We start from the raw sequence: 14988 nt of genomic DNA on the forward strand, positions 1-14988 counted from the left end.
CGGGCTCAGATGGCGGCGCCCACCAACACCGCCACTGCCGAGACGACGAGTGTGCCGATGACGAGCGGTCGTAGTCGAGCGGGCGATACCCGATGGAAGAGGGCGTCGCCGAGCCGCCATCCGACGGGCAGCCCTGCGACGCCACCGAGGGTGAGCAGCAGCACCTCCACATCGACGTGGCCGAGGACGAGGAAGGCCGCGACCGCGACGAGGTCCTGGCCGGCAAACACGGTCTGGAGGGTTGCTCGGTAGCACCTCGGGTCGCGGTCGATGAGCACCATCACCAGAGGCGGGCCGTTCATCCCGGTGGACGTCAGGAGCGCCCCGCTCACGATGCCGGCCACCGGAAGGCCACGACGTCCGATCTTCGGCCCGATCGCCATCAGCAGCACCAGGACAAGCATCACCACGGCGATCCCGGCCGTGAGCACGCGCTCGTCGGCCATCGTCAGCAGCACCAGCCCGATCGGCATCCCGATGATCCCTGTGAGCGTCAGCAGCAGGCTGTCTCGCCGGTCGACGTACGCGCGCTCGCGCAGTGCGATGCCTGCGGTGAGGACCAGGCTGACAGCCGTCGCCGCGACGACCGCACGGGCCGGGTCGGTCACGAGGAGCAAACCGGGCACGGCCGCGAGGACGGACCCGAAACCGGTCACCGCCTGGACGAGCGCGGCGACGACGAACACCAACAGCGCAACCCCGGCGAGGGTGAAAATCTCGGTCAACTCGGGACCGGTTCAGCCGGCCAGAGGCGCGTGTCGAGGCCACGGCGCGGTGCGCTCGAGCTGACCGGCCAGCGACAGCAGCAGACCGTTGGGGTCGAAGTCGGAGGGAACTGACATCGCCGAACCTCCGGTCACGTTCGCCAGACTGGTGGACCCGGCCATGCCGGGTGCCAGCGAGTACCTAACCTCGGGCTTCGTGGTGTCGAGGACGCCGAGTTCGGGCGTACGCATGCACAGCGTGGGGGTCAGCACGACGTCGACGCTATCGAACAGCGTCGCGGTCGCGAACCCGACCTGCTTCGAAGCCCTCGAGAGCGCGCAGCAGGTCAGCGAGCGGTTTAGCGGTCGCACATCGTCCAGTCCACCGGACTATCTGAGTGCTGAAGAGAACGGGGCTCGAGTGTTCAGTATCTGTGGAACCCGCGGCCGGTCTTGCGGCCGAGGAGACCCGCATCCACCATCCTGGCGAGCAACGGCGGCGGCGCGTAGAGAGGCTCCTTGAACTCCTCGTAGAGCGACTCGGCGACCGCCTTGGTCGTGTCCAGACCGATCAGGTCGGCCAGAGCCAGCGGGCCCTGCGGGTGCGCCGCGCCGCGTACCAGGCCCTCGTCGATGTCCTCGGCGGTGGCGAAGCCGGACTCCAGCATCCTGATCGCCGAGAGCACGAACGGGATGAGCAGGGAGTTGACGACGAAGCCGGCCCGGTCCTGGCAGTCGATCGCGCGCTTGCCGAGGTCGTCCTGCACGAAGGCCCGGGCCCGCTCGACGGTCTCGTCGCTGGTCAGCAGGCTGGGCACCAGCTCGACAAGGGTGAGCACCGGCACCGGGTTGAAGAAGTGCACGCCGACCACTTGACCGGGCCGGTTCGTCGCGACGGCCAGCTTCATGATCGGGATCGAGGACGTGTTGGACGCGAGCACCGCCTCGGGACCCTGCACCACGTTGTCGAGCCGCCCGAACAGCTCGATCTTGGCTCCCTCGTCCTCCGCGATCGCCTCGACCACGATGTCCCGATCGGCCAGCGCGTCCAGGTCGACCTCGACCCTGATCCGGTCCAGGATCTCGGCGGCGCCGACGATCTTGCCCCTGCGCTCCGCGCGCTCCAGCGACGCCTCGAGACGCGCTCGTCCGGCGGCGGCCGCCTGCACGCTCGACTCGATCACGACGACGTCCTTGCCGGCGCGTGCGGATACCTCGGCGATGCCGGCGCCCATGAGTCCACAGCCGACCACGCCCACCAGTTCAATTCCCGTCAACGTTCTTTCTCCTTCGATCGTGTCCACGACTCAACTGTGTTCAAAGTGCGCACAGGTCACCCAGGCTCAGGGCCAGCGTGACCACACACAGGCCGCCGGCAACAGCTGCGACCGCCAGCGGGAGCCTGCCGTCGCACAACATCAGCTCGAACTCGGGCTCGGACTGCGATGCCGTCGCCCAGCGCCCTCGTCGCAGCTTCGTCAGTCCGGTCCAGACGGCGATGATCATCACCGCGCCACCCGCCACCACCAGCACCGGTGCCGAGTCCTCGATCGCCAACCGACTCACGACAAGTGCCGCAACTGCCAACGACAGGCTCGTACGACGCCAGGCGATCGTTGTGCGCTCCTGCTGGAGTCCCTCGGCGGGCGTCGCGGGTCCACTCATCCGCGCGACCCGACGACGATCATCACGATCGACACGGCGGCCACCGCAACGACGACAAGAACGCCCATCGCATTGGAGGGCAACGGTTGGCCCTGACGCATCGCCCGCTCGGTCCTCACCCAGCCATGCCAGGCGTGGACCGCGCAGACGAGCCCCGACAGCGCAAGCAGCGCGGACGCGCTCCGCTGCACGAGATCCGAGACGGTGAGGTCGATCGCGTGCACAGCAGCGGCACCCGCAAGCAGGGCAAGGCTCGTTCGGATCCAGGCGAGGAACGTGCGCTCGTTGGCGAGCGAGAAGCGTGGGTCGGGTTCGGATCCACCCGCGTAGACAGTCAAAGGCCACCGCCGTGCGTTGTCAGTCACTGGTGGCATCCGTCGACGCTCCTCTTCCGCAGCTCGTCGTCGGCCAGCAGAGACGCCTCCAACAACGAGCTCCCAGCACGTTCGTGTGCGGCGATGCGAGAGTTCCAGCTCATCAGGTCGGCGTGGCTCTGGATGATGAAGCTCTTCGCCGCCGGGTTGAGCGCGCCGGGACGATGAACGATTCCGAACGGGGTGCGGATGTCGGGCCGGGTCTCGCACACCGTCGCACCCAGACGATGGGCCGCAGTGGCCATCCGTAGCGGAAGGAAGGCGCTGGCCGCGCCGTTCAGGACGAGCGTCAGCTGCGCGTGGCGGTTGGGAACCTGCGCGGCGATTCGAGGCGAGACCGACTCACGACGAAGGACGGTCGCCACGATGTCGTTCTCGCGCGATGCCGCGCTGCTCACCGCGAGCGGGACTCCTTGTAGATCGGAGATCGCGATCGGGCCGGCCCCACCCGCCGTGCCAGGAGGTTGCACGAGCAGGAGTCGCTGGACGCCGAGCTCGACTCGCTCGAGGTTCTCGGTCGGAATCGGGAAGGTCGTGAAGCCGAGCTCGCAGTGGCCGGTCAGCACCTCGTCACAGAGCTCGGTGGCGCTGCCGAACTCGAACAGGTCGATCCGGATGTCGGGGTGCAGCTTGGTGAAGGACCCGCTCCAGGCTGCCACGGCTTCGCTCGACATCTCCGGCATCGTGCCGATCGTGATCGACCCGACGTGAAGATCCCTGGCCTCACGCATGATGTCCTGCGCTGCCAACAGGCCCGCCAGCACGCTCCGCGCAGGCTCGACGAGCAGCTGGCCGGCGGAGTTGAGGACCAGGTTGCGGCCGGTCCGATGAAACAGGGTCAGCTTGAGCTCGCGCTCGAGCTGCCGGATGCTCTGCGAGATCGTGGCCTGGGCGACGTTGAGGTGGTTTGCGGCCCGGTTGACCCCGTCGCACTCGACCACGGCGAGAAAGTACTCGAGCTGACGGATCTCCATACGGGCCATCCTCTCGTTCGTCCCGGATTGTGCCAATGACGTCGACATTCAGGCTCGGTAGGTGTTCGGGAGCGTGCCGTCGGTCGCGACCTGCTTGATCATGGCTCGCCCGAGATTCCTCTCGTGGATGGGCGAGGAACCTTCGTAGATGCGCAGCGCGCGTACGTCGCGCCACATCCGGGGCACGGGGTGCGGGCCGACGATGCCTTCGCCGCCGAGCAGCTGGACGCAGCGGTCGGCCACCCGACCGACCATCTCCGAGCTGAACAGCTTGGCGGCGGCGATCCGGTGCCGAGGGATGGAGCCCTCGTCGAAGGCGCGCGCGCACTCTACGGTCAGCGATCGGCCGGCCTCGAGCTCGGCGAAGCTCCCACCGAGCGTTGCCTGGACCGCACCGAGCTCAGCGATCGCGGAACCGAACTGCCGGCGCGAGTTCACGTGCGTCGTGGTCTCCTCGAGCAAGCGGGTCCCCTGACCGATGCATGTGGCGGCCACGTGGAGCCGGGCGTGATTGATCCCGCGCAGCGCCATCGTCAGGCCGACCCCCTCCACCCCGCCCAGCAGATTCTCGACGGGCACCTCGACGTCTTCGAGGTGGATCTCCCCGACCGGGCCCTCCGCGTGACCGTTCATGATCGCGGGCAGAGCGGTGCGCACACCATTTGAACCGGCATCGACGATGAACGCCGAGATCCCCTCGGCGCCCGGCTTGGATTGGTCGGTGCGGGCGAAGACGACGAACGCGTCGGCCCAGGCAGCGTTGGTGATGTAGCGCTTGCTGCCGTTGAGCACATACGTGCCGCCACTTCGCACAGCCGTGGTCGTCAGGCTGCTGGCGTCAGAGCCGGCTTCCTCCTCGGTGAGGGCGAACGCTGTGACCAGCTCGCCCGCGGCCATCGCCGGCAGGAGTCGCTGACGCTGTTCTTCAGTGCCATGGTCGAGGATCGCCTGCGAACACAGACCTATCACCGTCGAGAAGCGTGAACGGTACACGCAGGAGGCACGCGTGAACTCGAAGGTCAGCCGTACCTGCTGCTCCATCGTCCATTCGAGTCCGCCGTAGACGCGCGGGATCGTGATGGCGAACAGGCCGAGCTCTGCCATCCGGACGACGATGCGGGGTGGCACGGCGCCCGCCTCCACCATCTCGTTCTCGGCCGGGATGAGCTCGTTCTCGGTGAAATCGGCGATCACCTTGAGGTAGGTGTCGAAGTCGTGGTCGAAGATTTCGGGGTTGATCATGGTTGTTCCTTACGATTTGTCAGTCGGTGGCGACGACGCGAGCGGCGATCAGGTCGTCGATCTCTGTAGAGCTGAAGCCGAGGTCGGTCAGCAAGGAGCAGGTGTGCTGGCCGTGCTTCGGCGCGCTCACTGAGGTCGTACGGCGACGCCCCTCGAGCGTGAATGGCAGGCCCGGGCTGGTGAAGGACGAGCCGTCCGGGCCGGCGACGTCGACGAGCACGCCGGAGGCGAGAACGTCCTTGTCCTTGACGATCTCGTCGAAGGAGCGCACCGAGCCGGCGACGATCCCTGCCTCGAGCAGCTGCTCGACTGCCTCCTCGCGGGTGCGGTTGGCGAAGGCCTCGTTGATCGCGGCGACCATCGCGGGGCGGTTGGCCACCCGGGCCGGGTTGTCGACGAACCGCGGGTCGTCGATCATGTCCGGTCGCCCGATGAGAGTGCACAGGGTCGACCACTTCTGTCGGGTGTAGGCCGAGATGACGATCGTTCCGTCGGACGCCTCGAACGCATCCGCGGCCGGCGCGGCGTACGGCTGGCCGTTGCCCTTGCGTCTCGGCGCCACTCCCGTCACGGTGTACTCGCCCCAGGCGGCAGCCTGCACCGACAGGGCTGATTCCATCAACGACGTCTCGACATGGGTCCCCCGGCCGGTCGACGTGCGGGTGTACAGCGCGGCCAGGATGCCCGTGACGAGCGCGTTGGCGGCTGCCGTGTCGACAGCGTGGAAGCCGACACGCTGCGGCTCGCCGTCGGCGACGCCGGTCGTGTGCATCATCCCGAACTCGGCCTGCGCGGCGATGTCGAGGCCCGGACGTGCCTTCGAGGGACCGCGCGTCCCGAAGCCGGTGATGCTCGCGTAGATCAGACTGGGGTAGCGCTCCATCAGCTCTTCGGCACCGAGTCCGAGACGTTCGGCCGAGCCGACCCGGAAGTTCTGGATGAGCACATCCGTGTCCTCGAGCAGCCGGTGCATGATGGCGTTACCGGACTCGTGCGACAGGTCGAGAGCGACACTGCGCTTGTCGCGGTTGAAAGCTCGCATCATCGAGTCACCGAATGCACCGATTCCCCGGGTCTGATCGCCGGCCAAGCTCTCGATCTTGATCACGTCTGCACCCAGGTCGGAAAGCGACTGAGCTGCGCTGGGCCCGGCGATGTACTGGCCGAGGTCGAGCACTCGGATGCCGGCCAAGGGGCCCGCGGCGATCATCGGGTCACCTGCGCGGCGTACTGGTTCGTCAGCCTCTCGAGCGTGGCACGGGCCCGCTCGGGATTGAGCATCAGGCCGCCGATGACACCGAGGACGCAGACCGCGAGTCCGACGTAGAGGAAGCCGGTCGCATAGCCCTCGGCCGGCGTCGCGGCGTGGTCGACGATGACGCCCAAGACGTACGGGGCCACGATTCCGGCGACGCTGTAGGCGGCGATGATGCAGCCGAAGAAGGCGACGCGCTGGTGCGCGGGGAGAAAGTCGGAGGCACCGGCGAAGGCCACCGAGAAGGCGACGCTGTTGACGGCGAACCCGCAGACCACGAGGAACAGCTGCAGCGGACCCGGCTCGAGGCGTGTGAACAGGATCATCGACAGGCCGCCGAACAGCAGGAACGCGGTTGTCAGGTAGCCGCGCGCGACCCGCGACGAGTGGCCCCGACGCAGGAGCCGCCCGGAGATCACGCCGGCCGAGAGCAGGACGACGACCGCGACGGCGTAGGGCAGCGTCACCAGGGTGCCGACGGAGCCGGCGGAGTAGCCGAGTCCTTCGCGGAGGTAGGCGGGAAGCCAAGCGACTTTGAGCGAGGAGATCAGGTAACCGGCGAACGACAGCATCACCAGTCCCCAGAAGCTGCGGAGCATCAGCAGCCGGTGGAAGGGGACGGCGATGTGGCCGTTGGGGTCGACATCGGCTTTGGCCGCGACGATCGACGAGACGTTCTTCCGGAACGGCAAACGCTCCGAGAACCAGAACCAACCCACCAGCCACATCAGCCCGACGGCCACGAGCACGATGAAGGCGGCGTGCCAGTGCCAGGTCAGGATCACCCAGGTGAGGGTGGGAGCAGCGATCAGCGGGCCGATCGACGACCCGGCGTTGACGATCGCACCGGCGAATGCGCGGCGCTCCGGCGCGAAGCGGTCGGCCACGATGGACTGGCACAGCGCATGCGCCGGACCCTCGAAGAAGCCGAGCGCGATGCGGGACGCGACGAGCACCCCGAACGAGGTCTGCACCATCAGCGGTGCCATGCACAGGACCCAGGAGAGCATCAGCAGCCCGGCGCCCCACGTGTAGGAGATCTTGCGCAGCGCGGCCGACAGGACGACTGCACCGATGGCGAACATCCAGAAGAACGCGCTGGAGAGGAGTCCGTACTGGCTGGCCGAGAGGCCGAGATCTTCGCGGATCTGAACGCTCGCCAGCCCGATCGCCGCCTTGTCGGCGAAGTTCAGTGTGAAGAAGAGGAACAGGAACAGGACGATCCCCCAGGCTCGCTTGTCGAGCGAGGGCTTCGTTCCTGTAGTGGGTGGGGCTGGGTGGGTTGTCGTCATGATGACCTTCTCGAGGAGTGAGTTGGCGACGCCTGCGATGCGGGTGATCGACATCACAAGAACACTCCTCACAGTGGGGCCGGTGGTGCGTCCGATCAACGGGCGATTCGATGTCGGTCCGTTCGGCCTGCCCTATATCCCCAGGTCAGCGAGCACCCGAGGCCCCCTGCAGTCTGTCATCTAGGCTGAGGCCATGGACCCCCGCCAGCTGGAGTACTTCCTGGCGGTAGTCGAGCACGGCGGGATCAACCGTGCCGCCACTGCGCTCCGCGTGGCGCAGCCGTCGATCTCCCAGTCGCTTCGCAGGCTGGAGAAGGACGTCCAGGCCACGCTGTTCCACCGTGTGGGGCGCGGCGTTGTGCTCTCGGCGGCCGGAGAGGCCCTGATCGGTCCGGCGCGGCAGGTGCTCCGCGACCTGGACCTGGCCCGTGAGGCTGTCTCCGCAGTGAACCACCTGCAAGGTGGTCGCATCGACATCGCCGCGCTGTCCGACACCTCGACCGATCCGCTTTCGGTGTGGGTCGCCCAGTTCCGGGTGAAGTATCCACTGGTTCACCTCCGCGTCGAGGAGCGAGACCGGCTCGGTGAGGTCATCGACATGGTCAAGGACGGAGCCTGCGAGCTCGGCATCACTGTGCTGCCGGTGCGCGTCAACGACCTCGCCCACCACTTTCTGGTCGACCAGCACTTCGTGGTGGTCTTCCCGCCCGGCACACCCACTGACCTGCCCGACATCGTCGAGGTCAGCTCGCTCGACGGCGTCCCGATCGTGATGGGCGAACGCAACACGACCAGCCGCGACAACGTCGAGTCGATGTTGCGCGCCGGCGGCGTCGAGCCGCTCGTGGCAGTCGAGGTGCCGCAACGGGGCGCAGTCGTGCCGATGGTTCTCTCCGGTGCGGGCGCAGCGATCCTTCCGCAGCGCATCGCGCTCGAGGCGCGCCAACGAGGCGCAGTCGTGCGCGACCTGAGCCCCCACGTGTCCCGGTCCATCGGGGCGATCCATCGTCCCGACCGCCTCACGCCCGCGGCGGCGATGTTCCTCGACTACACGAAGCAGCAGCTGGCGTCGTGGGAACGCGCGGTTCGTCGACGTATGGACGCAGGCGCCTCGCGGGTGGAGGCAGCCGCCGAGGTGGTCGTCGCAATCGAACGCAGACAGCGAGAGCGGTTCGAAGAGATCGGGCCCATCTACCCCCGTTCGCCCGCGGACGAGTAGTCCTTCGCTCCGTCCCACCAGCGGCCAGCCAACGCACAACTGATAGCCCAAGCCTATATTGCCTAACACTTTTTGGTCTTGGACGCTGTCAGTGCTCCTGGCGTTTCATGTGACGTAGTCCACAACGAAACGGCCACCAGGGAGCGACTCATGGCAGCACAGGTCACCTGCTCGATCACCGGACCGATCGCGAACATCACCTTGCGCAACACCGAGCGGCGCAACGCCTTGTCGGTGCAGCTGCTCGGCGAGCTGTACGACACTCTCGGCCGGATCGAGGCGAACCCCGATGTGCACGTCGTCGTGCTCACCGGCTCGGGGCGCGCCTTCTGCGTCGGTGCAGACCTCGCGGCAGCACCGGAGACGCGGTCCCTGCGACGCGACTCCGTCGCAGCCGACACCGCGCGACTTCGCAGTGCGGGCCGCGTCGCTCAACGGCTGTACGAGATGCCGCAGATCACCGTCGCCGCGATCAACGGCGCATGTGCCGGTGCCGGGTTGTCCCTCGCGTTGGCCGCCGACCTGAGGGTCGCGACGCGCAGTGCCGTCTTCAACACGGCCTTCCTCACCGCCGGGCTCTCCGGCGACCTCGGCGGCATCTGGTTCCTCACCCAGATCCTGGGAGCCGCGAGGGCTCGCGAGCTCTTCCTCCTTCCCGAAAGGTTCGACGCCGCCCGCGCCGAGCAGCTCGGGCTGGTCACCTCGGTCAGCGACGACGGGGCGTTCGACCAGCTCACCCGCGACGTCGCATCGCGACTTGCGGGGGCCGCACCCCTCGCCGCTCGGGCGATGAAGCAGAACCTGCTCGACGCCACCCACATGCCGCTCGCCACCTATCTCGGACCGGAGGCGGAGCGGATGGTCCGCTCCTTCCACACCGACGACGCCGGCGAGGCCGCGTCGGCATTCCTCCAGCGCCGCGAGCCCGCCTTCGCGGGCCGCTGAGTACATCGACCCCGGGAGAGAACCATGACAATGCCCACCACCGAGCAGCTCGACGTGCGCCCCGCCGCGGCGCCCGACCAGACCGCGTTCAGACGACGCGCCTGGACGATCACGATCCTGCTTCTCGTCTTCATGCTCCTGAACTTCGCCGACAAGGCGGTGGTCGGATTCGCCGGCGTCCAGATCATGGACGACCTCGACATCTCCGCCAGCAGGTTCGGGCTGCTCCAGAGCGCCTTCTTCTGGCTCTTCGCCGTCGGCGCGATCACAATCGGTGCGCTGACCTCTCGGATCGACGCGCGCTGGCTGGTCGCGGGCCTGATGCTGGTCTGGGTGCTCACCATGGCACCGCTGATGTGGCCGCTCGCCTTCACCGCGGTGCTGGTGTGCCGGATCGCCCTCGGGTTCGCCGAGGGCCCGGCGTACGCATTGTGCACCCACATCGTGCACTCGTGGTTCCCACCGGAGAAGCGCGGCCTGCCCGCGGGGGTGATCACCGCAGGCGCCTCGATCGGCCCGTTGATCGCTGCTCCCCTGCTGACCTGGGTGATCGTCACCTGGTCGTGGCACGCGGCCTTCGGCGTGCTGACCGTCGCGGGCCTGCTGTGGTTGACCGCCTGGCTGGTCCTCGGCCGGTCCGCACCTCCCGAGGGCAGCGTGCTCGCCACCAGCGTCGTCGTCGACCCCGACACCGTCCCGGTCGAGGCCCCGCTGCGGGTCCTCCTCACCACCGGCACCGTGATCGGCACCGCGCTGCTGACCTTCTTCGCCTACTGGTCGACGACGCTGAAGGTGGCCTGGCTCCCGCTCTTCCTCAGCCAGGGCCTCGGCTACGACGCCGTCACGAGCAGCCGACTGATCACCTTCCCGTACGCAGTCGCAGCCGTCGCCGCCGTCGGTGCCGGCCTGGCCTCGAACCGGCTCACCGAGCGCGGTGTCAGCCGCCGCATCACCCGTGGATACTTCGCCGGCGGACTGGTCGTGCTGGCCGGTCTCTCGATGTACGTGTTCACCATCATCGACCGCGGTCCCCTGCAGATGGTGTTCATCACCCTTGCCTTCTCGATGAACTCCGCGGCGTACGCCGTCGCGTTCGTCGCGATCGGTGACGTCGTCCATCCGAAGCGCCGCGGCACCGTGCTCGGCTGCCTGGTCGCGTTCTACAGCATGGCGGGTGTGCTCGCGCCTCTGCTGCTCGGCCACCTCGTCGACGCAGCGCCCGATGCGATCACCGGCTACAACAACGGCTTCGCGGTCACCGGTCTCCTGATGGCGGTCGGAGGGGTCCTGTCCTTGCTCCTGGTACGACCCGAACGTGACCTCGCGCGCATCCGCGAGCGAGTGGGGGTGGCCCGATGAGCGCCCCGCTGGAAGGCGTCCGCGTCATCGACTTCGGACAGTTCATCGCCGCACCGGCCGCGACGCAGGTGCTGGCCGACCTCGGTGCCGACGTGATCAAGGTCGAGCCGGTCACCGGCGAGGCCGCCCGCATCATCGGGGTGTACGGGGAAGCGATCCTGCGCACCTACAACCGGGGCAAGCGCGCAGTCGCGCTCGACCTCAAGGATCCGCGTGGACGTGCCATCGCCGAGCGGCTGATCGCCGAGGCCGACATCGTCGTGCAGAACCTGCGGCCCGGCGTCATGGAGAGCTTCGGCCTCGACGCCGCCAGCGTCCGCGCCAAGCACCCCGGTGTCGTCTACGCCACGGTCAGTGGCTTCGGCCTGCACGGACCCTCGCGCAACCGGCCGGGGCTCGACATCGCAGCCCAGGCCGAGAGCGGCATCATGTGGGTGACCGGCGCGGCCGACGGTGAGCCGCAGCGTGTGGGCTTCCCTGTGGTCGACGCAGCAGCCGCCCATGTCTTCGCCCAGGCCGTGCTCGGGGCATTCGTCCGCAAGCTGCGCTTCGGGCTCGGCGACGAGGTGGAAGTGTCGCTGCTGGAGGTCGCCGTACACCTGCAGGGTCCCAACTGGGGCGAGTTCCTCCTCACCGGCAAGAGCCCGAGCCGCTGCGGCAACGGCCAGCCGAACATCGCCCCGGCGGCCGACCTGATGCCCACCCTCGACGGCGCCATCGTGGTGTCGGCGTACTCGCCGCAGCACTTCGCCAGGCTGTGCACCCTGATCGGGCGTGACGACATGCCCAGCGATCCGCGCTTCGCCACCAACGAGGATCGCGTGGCCAACCGGGCACCGTTGCTGACCGAGCTGCGTGCCGCGTTCGCCCCGCTGACCAGCGACGCAGCGATGGAGCTGCTGACCGGCAACGGCGTCGTGGCAGGCCGGATCAGCGGGTACGACGAGGTGTTCAAGAACCCGGACATCGACGCCGCCGGACTGTTCATCGAGGCGACAGAGCCGGGCGGTTCCACGCACCCGACCATGCGGTCGCCCTGGCACCTGGACTCAGCGGGAGACGGTCCGCGCACCGCCGCCCCGCGCCTGGGCGAGCACACCGCCGAGGTGCTCAGCGCCCACGGCTACGACCCGGCGGAGATCACGGACCTGGCTGCTGCACGGGTCATCGGCCTCGGCGCCTGACCCGACGAACGTCCTTCCGGCCGGACCCACCGTCGTGCCCGGCCACTCATCAACACCAATGACTGGAGTGAACCATGAACAGAGACATCTACGACGAGGACCACGACGCGTTCCGCGAGACCGTACGTCAGCTGATCGACAAGGAGATCGTGCCGCATCTCCCCGTCTGGGAGGAGGCCGGAATCGTCCCTCGTGAGCTCTTCCGCAAGACTGCCGAGATCGGCATCAACGGGCTCCAGATCCCCGAGCGCTTCGGCGGTGGCGGTGTGGAGAGCTTCCGCTTCAACGCGGTCGTCCTCGAGGAGAACGGCTTCGCCGCCGCGAGCCTCGGCGGACTCCAGGTGCACCTGAGCACGGTGCTCCCCTACTTCCTCGAGCTCGCCAACGAGGAGCAGCAGCAGCGCTGGTTCCCCGGCTTCGCCGACGGCACCCTCATCAGCTCGATCGCGATGACCGAGCCCGGCACCGGCTCCGACCTGGCCGGCATGGCCACGACCGCCCGGCGCGACGGTGACGAATACGTCCTCAACGGCGCCAAGACCTTCATCACCGGCGGCATCAATGCCGACCTCATCGTGGTGGTGGCCCGCACCTCCAACGACGAGAGCAACCGGCGCAAGGGCCTGTCTCTCGTGGTCGTCGAGTCCGGCATGCCGGGCTTCACCCGTGGCCGCAACCTCGACAAGATGGGGCTCAAGGCGCAGGACACCGCCGAGCTCTCGTTCGACGATGTCCGGGTTCCGGTCGCCAACCTCCTCGGCACCGAGGGCGAGGCGTTCGCGGCGCTCACCTCCAATCTGCCCCAGGAGCGCCTCACCATCGCGGTGACGGCCTACGCCACGGCCACCGCCGCGCTCGACCTCGCCATCGACTACGTCAAGGAGCGCAAGGCCTTCGGCCACCGCGTCGCCGACTTCCAGAACACCAAGTTCGTGCTCGCCGAGTGCGCCACCGAGATCGAGGCCGCGCAGGCCATGGTCGACCGCGCCATCACCGCTCTCGACGCCGGCAGGCTGACCCCGGCCGACGCCGCCAAGACGAAGCTGTTCTGCACCGAGGTCCAGGCCCGGGTCATCGACAAGTGCCTCCAGCTGCACGGCGGCTACGGCTACATGCGTGAATACCCCATCGCGCGCCTCTACACGGATGCTCGCGTCAGCCGGATCTTCGGCGGCACGAGCGAGGTCATGAAGAGCGTCGTCTCCAAGTCGCTGGGGTTGTGAGGCTGCCATGGACATCAACGGAATCAACACCCTCGTCACCGGTGCGGCCTCGGGCCTGGGGCGGGCCACCGCCGAACGGCTGATCGCCGGCGGAGCGTCCGTCACCCTGGTCGATCTGCCTTCCTCAGAAGGCAAGACGGTCGCTGCCGAGCTGGGCGACAGGTCCAGGTTCGTGGCTGCGGACGTGATCGACGACGACCAGGTCGCGGCCGCGTTCGCAGCCGCCGAGGAGCAGGGTCCGGTGCGCGCGGTCGTGCACTGCGCCGGTCGCGGTCGTCCGATGCGGCTTCTCGACAAGGCCGGCGAGGCCGTCGAGCTGGAGCCCTTCGCCTCGGTGATCGAGCTCAACGTGATCGGCACGTTCAACCTGCTCCGGTACGCCGCGCGGTCGATGGCACGCAACGAACCGCTCGACGGCGACCGCGGCGTCTGTGTCCTGACCGCGTCCGTCGCGGCGTTCGAAGGACAGATCGGCCAGATCAACTACTCCGCCGCGAAGGCCGCGGTGGTCGGCATGACCCTCCCCGCCGCGCGAGACCTGGCCGGCGTCGGCGTCCGGGTGTGCACGATCGCCCCCGGCACGTTCGACACCCCGCTGCTCGCTCGTGCCCGGGACGATATCCGCGAATCGCTCGCCGCGGCGGTACCGCATCCGCGCCGGCTCGGCGACCCCACCGAGTTCGCAGCGCTGGCCGCGCACATCGTCGAGAACGGCATGCTCAACGGCGAGACCATCAGGCTCGACGGCGCGATCCGGATGGCACCCCGGTGACCGCGTCGAAAGGCACAGCCGAACCGGTCCTGGTCGAACGACAGGGCGCCGTACTCGTGATCACCCTCGATCGGCCCGAGGCTCGCAACGCCATCGACCTGCGCACCGCGGAGGCGATCGGCGCGGCGATCGAGACCCTCGAGTCTGACCGGTCCCTGGCGGCCGGCGTGATCGCGGCGAACGGCAGCACGTTCTGCGCCGGGCTGGACCTCAAGGCCCACCTGCGCGGCGAGCGACCACGCACCGAGAAGGGCGGCTTCGCCGGACTGGTCGAGGCACCGCCCACCAAGCCGTTGATCGCGGCGGTCGAGGGCCCGGCTCTCGGCGGCGGCTTCGAGATCGTGCTCGCATGCGACCTCGTGGTCGCCTCAGCTGCCGCCTCGTTCGGCCTGCCCGAGGTGAAACGTGGTCTGGTCGCCGCGGCAGGCGGGCTGACCCGCCTCCCGAGGTCGCTGCCGCGCGCAGTGGCCCTCGAGATGATCCTCACCGGCGACGCCGTCCCCACCCCGGAGCTGGCCGGGTTCGGGCTGGTCAACCGGCTCGTGGAGCCGGGACAGGCGCTGGCGACGGCGATCGACCTGGCCCTGCGCATCGCAGAGAACGGACCGCTCGCCGTCCACACCAGCAAGCGCGTCGTCATCGAGTCGTCGGGCTGGCCTGCCGACCAGGAGTTCCCGCGCCTGCGCGAGGCCGCGGCCGCCGTGTTCGCCTCGGCCGACGCTCGTGAAGGCGCCCGCGCGTTCGCCGAGCGTCGCCGACCTGCATGGTCCGGCATCTGAC

The 14988-nt window shown here is 68.4% G+C and carries 16 protein-coding genes; 7 read left to right on the forward strand and 9 right to left on the reverse strand.

The annotated features are described in order from the left end of the window. Positions 1–5 precede the first annotated feature (5 nt). The 9 genes from ACRDPS_RS03050 to ACRDPS_RS03090 are packed head-to-tail and all read right to left on the reverse strand — an operon-like array spanning position 6 to position 7560. On the reverse strand, positions 6–725 hold the full coding sequence (locus tag ACRDPS_RS03050; protein ID WP_431500142.1) for a sulfite exporter TauE/SafE family protein: 720 nt from the start codon (positions 723–725) through the stop codon (positions 6–8). Positions 726–737: 12 nt separating this feature from the next. Then, entirely contained in the window at positions 738–1076 is a 339-nt protein-coding gene (locus ACRDPS_RS03055) for a hypothetical protein (RefSeq protein WP_431500143.1), read from the reverse strand. Between the two features lie 53 nt (positions 1077–1129). Continuing rightward, the gene (locus tag ACRDPS_RS03060; protein WP_431500177.1) at positions 1130–1972 is read right to left on the reverse strand and encodes a 3-hydroxybutyryl-CoA dehydrogenase; all 843 of its coding nucleotides are present in this window, start codon (positions 1970–1972) and stop codon (positions 1130–1132) included. Positions 1973–2021: 49 nt separating this feature from the next. After that, entirely contained in the window at positions 2022–2369 is a 348-nt protein-coding gene (locus ACRDPS_RS03065; protein ID WP_431500144.1) for a DUF202 domain-containing protein, read from the reverse strand. After that, positions 2366–2707, reverse strand: coding sequence for a YidH family protein (locus ACRDPS_RS03070; RefSeq protein ID WP_431500145.1), 342 nt, complete (start codon positions 2705–2707; stop codon positions 2366–2368). The genes ACRDPS_RS03065 and ACRDPS_RS03070 overlap by 4 nt, the downstream gene beginning before the upstream one ends. A 23-nt stretch (positions 2708–2730) precedes the next feature. Further along, a complete protein-coding gene (locus tag ACRDPS_RS03075; protein WP_431500146.1) occupies positions 2731–3717 on the reverse strand; it encodes a LysR family transcriptional regulator in 987 nt (328 codons plus the stop codon). A 48-nt stretch (positions 3718–3765) separates the two neighbouring features. Further along, a complete protein-coding gene (locus ACRDPS_RS03080; protein WP_431500147.1) occupies positions 3766–4959 on the reverse strand; it encodes an acyl-CoA dehydrogenase family protein in 1194 nt (397 codons plus the stop codon). Positions 4960–4978: 19 nt separating this feature from the next. Then, positions 4979–6169 carry a CaiB/BaiF CoA transferase family protein gene (locus tag ACRDPS_RS03085; RefSeq protein ID WP_431500148.1) on the reverse strand — a complete coding sequence of 397 codons (1191 nt, stop codon included), beginning with the start codon at positions 6167–6169 and terminating at the stop codon, positions 4979–4981. Continuing rightward, positions 6166–7560, reverse strand: coding sequence for an MFS transporter (locus ACRDPS_RS03090; RefSeq protein WP_431500149.1), 1395 nt, complete (start codon positions 7558–7560; stop codon positions 6166–6168). The genes ACRDPS_RS03085 and ACRDPS_RS03090 overlap by 4 nt, the downstream gene beginning before the upstream one ends. A 139-nt stretch (positions 7561–7699) precedes the next feature. Between ACRDPS_RS03090 and ACRDPS_RS03095 the strand changes: the two genes are divergently transcribed. The 7 genes from ACRDPS_RS03095 (at position 7700) to ACRDPS_RS03125 (ending at position 14987) form a co-directional block, all read left to right on the forward strand. Next, positions 7700–8725 carry a LysR family transcriptional regulator gene (locus ACRDPS_RS03095; RefSeq protein ID WP_431500150.1) on the forward strand — a complete coding sequence of 342 codons (1026 nt, stop codon included), beginning with the start codon at positions 7700–7702 and terminating at the stop codon, positions 8723–8725. 150 nt (positions 8726–8875) lie between these two features. Continuing rightward, the gene (locus ACRDPS_RS03100) at positions 8876–9670 is read left to right on the forward strand and encodes an enoyl-CoA hydratase-related protein (RefSeq protein WP_431500151.1); all 795 of its coding nucleotides are present in this window, start codon (positions 8876–8878) and stop codon (positions 9668–9670) included. A 24-nt stretch (positions 9671–9694) separates the two neighbouring features. Then, on the forward strand, positions 9695–11029 hold the full coding sequence (locus ACRDPS_RS03105; RefSeq protein WP_431500152.1) for an MFS transporter: 1335 nt from the start codon (positions 9695–9697) through the stop codon (positions 11027–11029). After that, on the forward strand, positions 11026–12213 hold the full coding sequence (locus tag ACRDPS_RS03110; RefSeq protein ID WP_431500153.1) for a CaiB/BaiF CoA transferase family protein: 1188 nt from the start codon (positions 11026–11028) through the stop codon (positions 12211–12213). Before ACRDPS_RS03105 ends, ACRDPS_RS03110 begins: the two co-directional genes overlap by 4 nt. Positions 12214–12287: 74 nt before the next feature. Beyond that, positions 12288–13436: an acyl-CoA dehydrogenase family protein gene (locus ACRDPS_RS03115; protein WP_431500154.1), complete on the forward strand. Its 1149-nt coding sequence runs from the start codon at positions 12288–12290 to the stop codon at positions 13434–13436. A gap of 7 nt (positions 13437–13443) precedes the next feature. After that, positions 13444–14208, forward strand: a complete 765-nt coding sequence (locus ACRDPS_RS03120; protein WP_431500155.1) for an SDR family NAD(P)-dependent oxidoreductase — start codon at positions 13444–13446, stop codon at positions 14206–14208. Continuing rightward, a complete protein-coding gene (locus tag ACRDPS_RS03125) occupies positions 14205–14987 on the forward strand; it encodes a crotonase/enoyl-CoA hydratase family protein (protein ID WP_431500156.1) in 783 nt (260 codons plus the stop codon). Before ACRDPS_RS03120 ends, ACRDPS_RS03125 begins: the two co-directional genes overlap by 4 nt. Position 14988 lies beyond the last annotated feature (1 nt).

The sequence above is a fragment of the Nocardioides sp. genome (genome assembly GCF_050699375.1).
Classification (GTDB): Bacteria; Actinomycetota; Actinomycetes; order Propionibacteriales; family Nocardioidaceae; genus Nocardioides.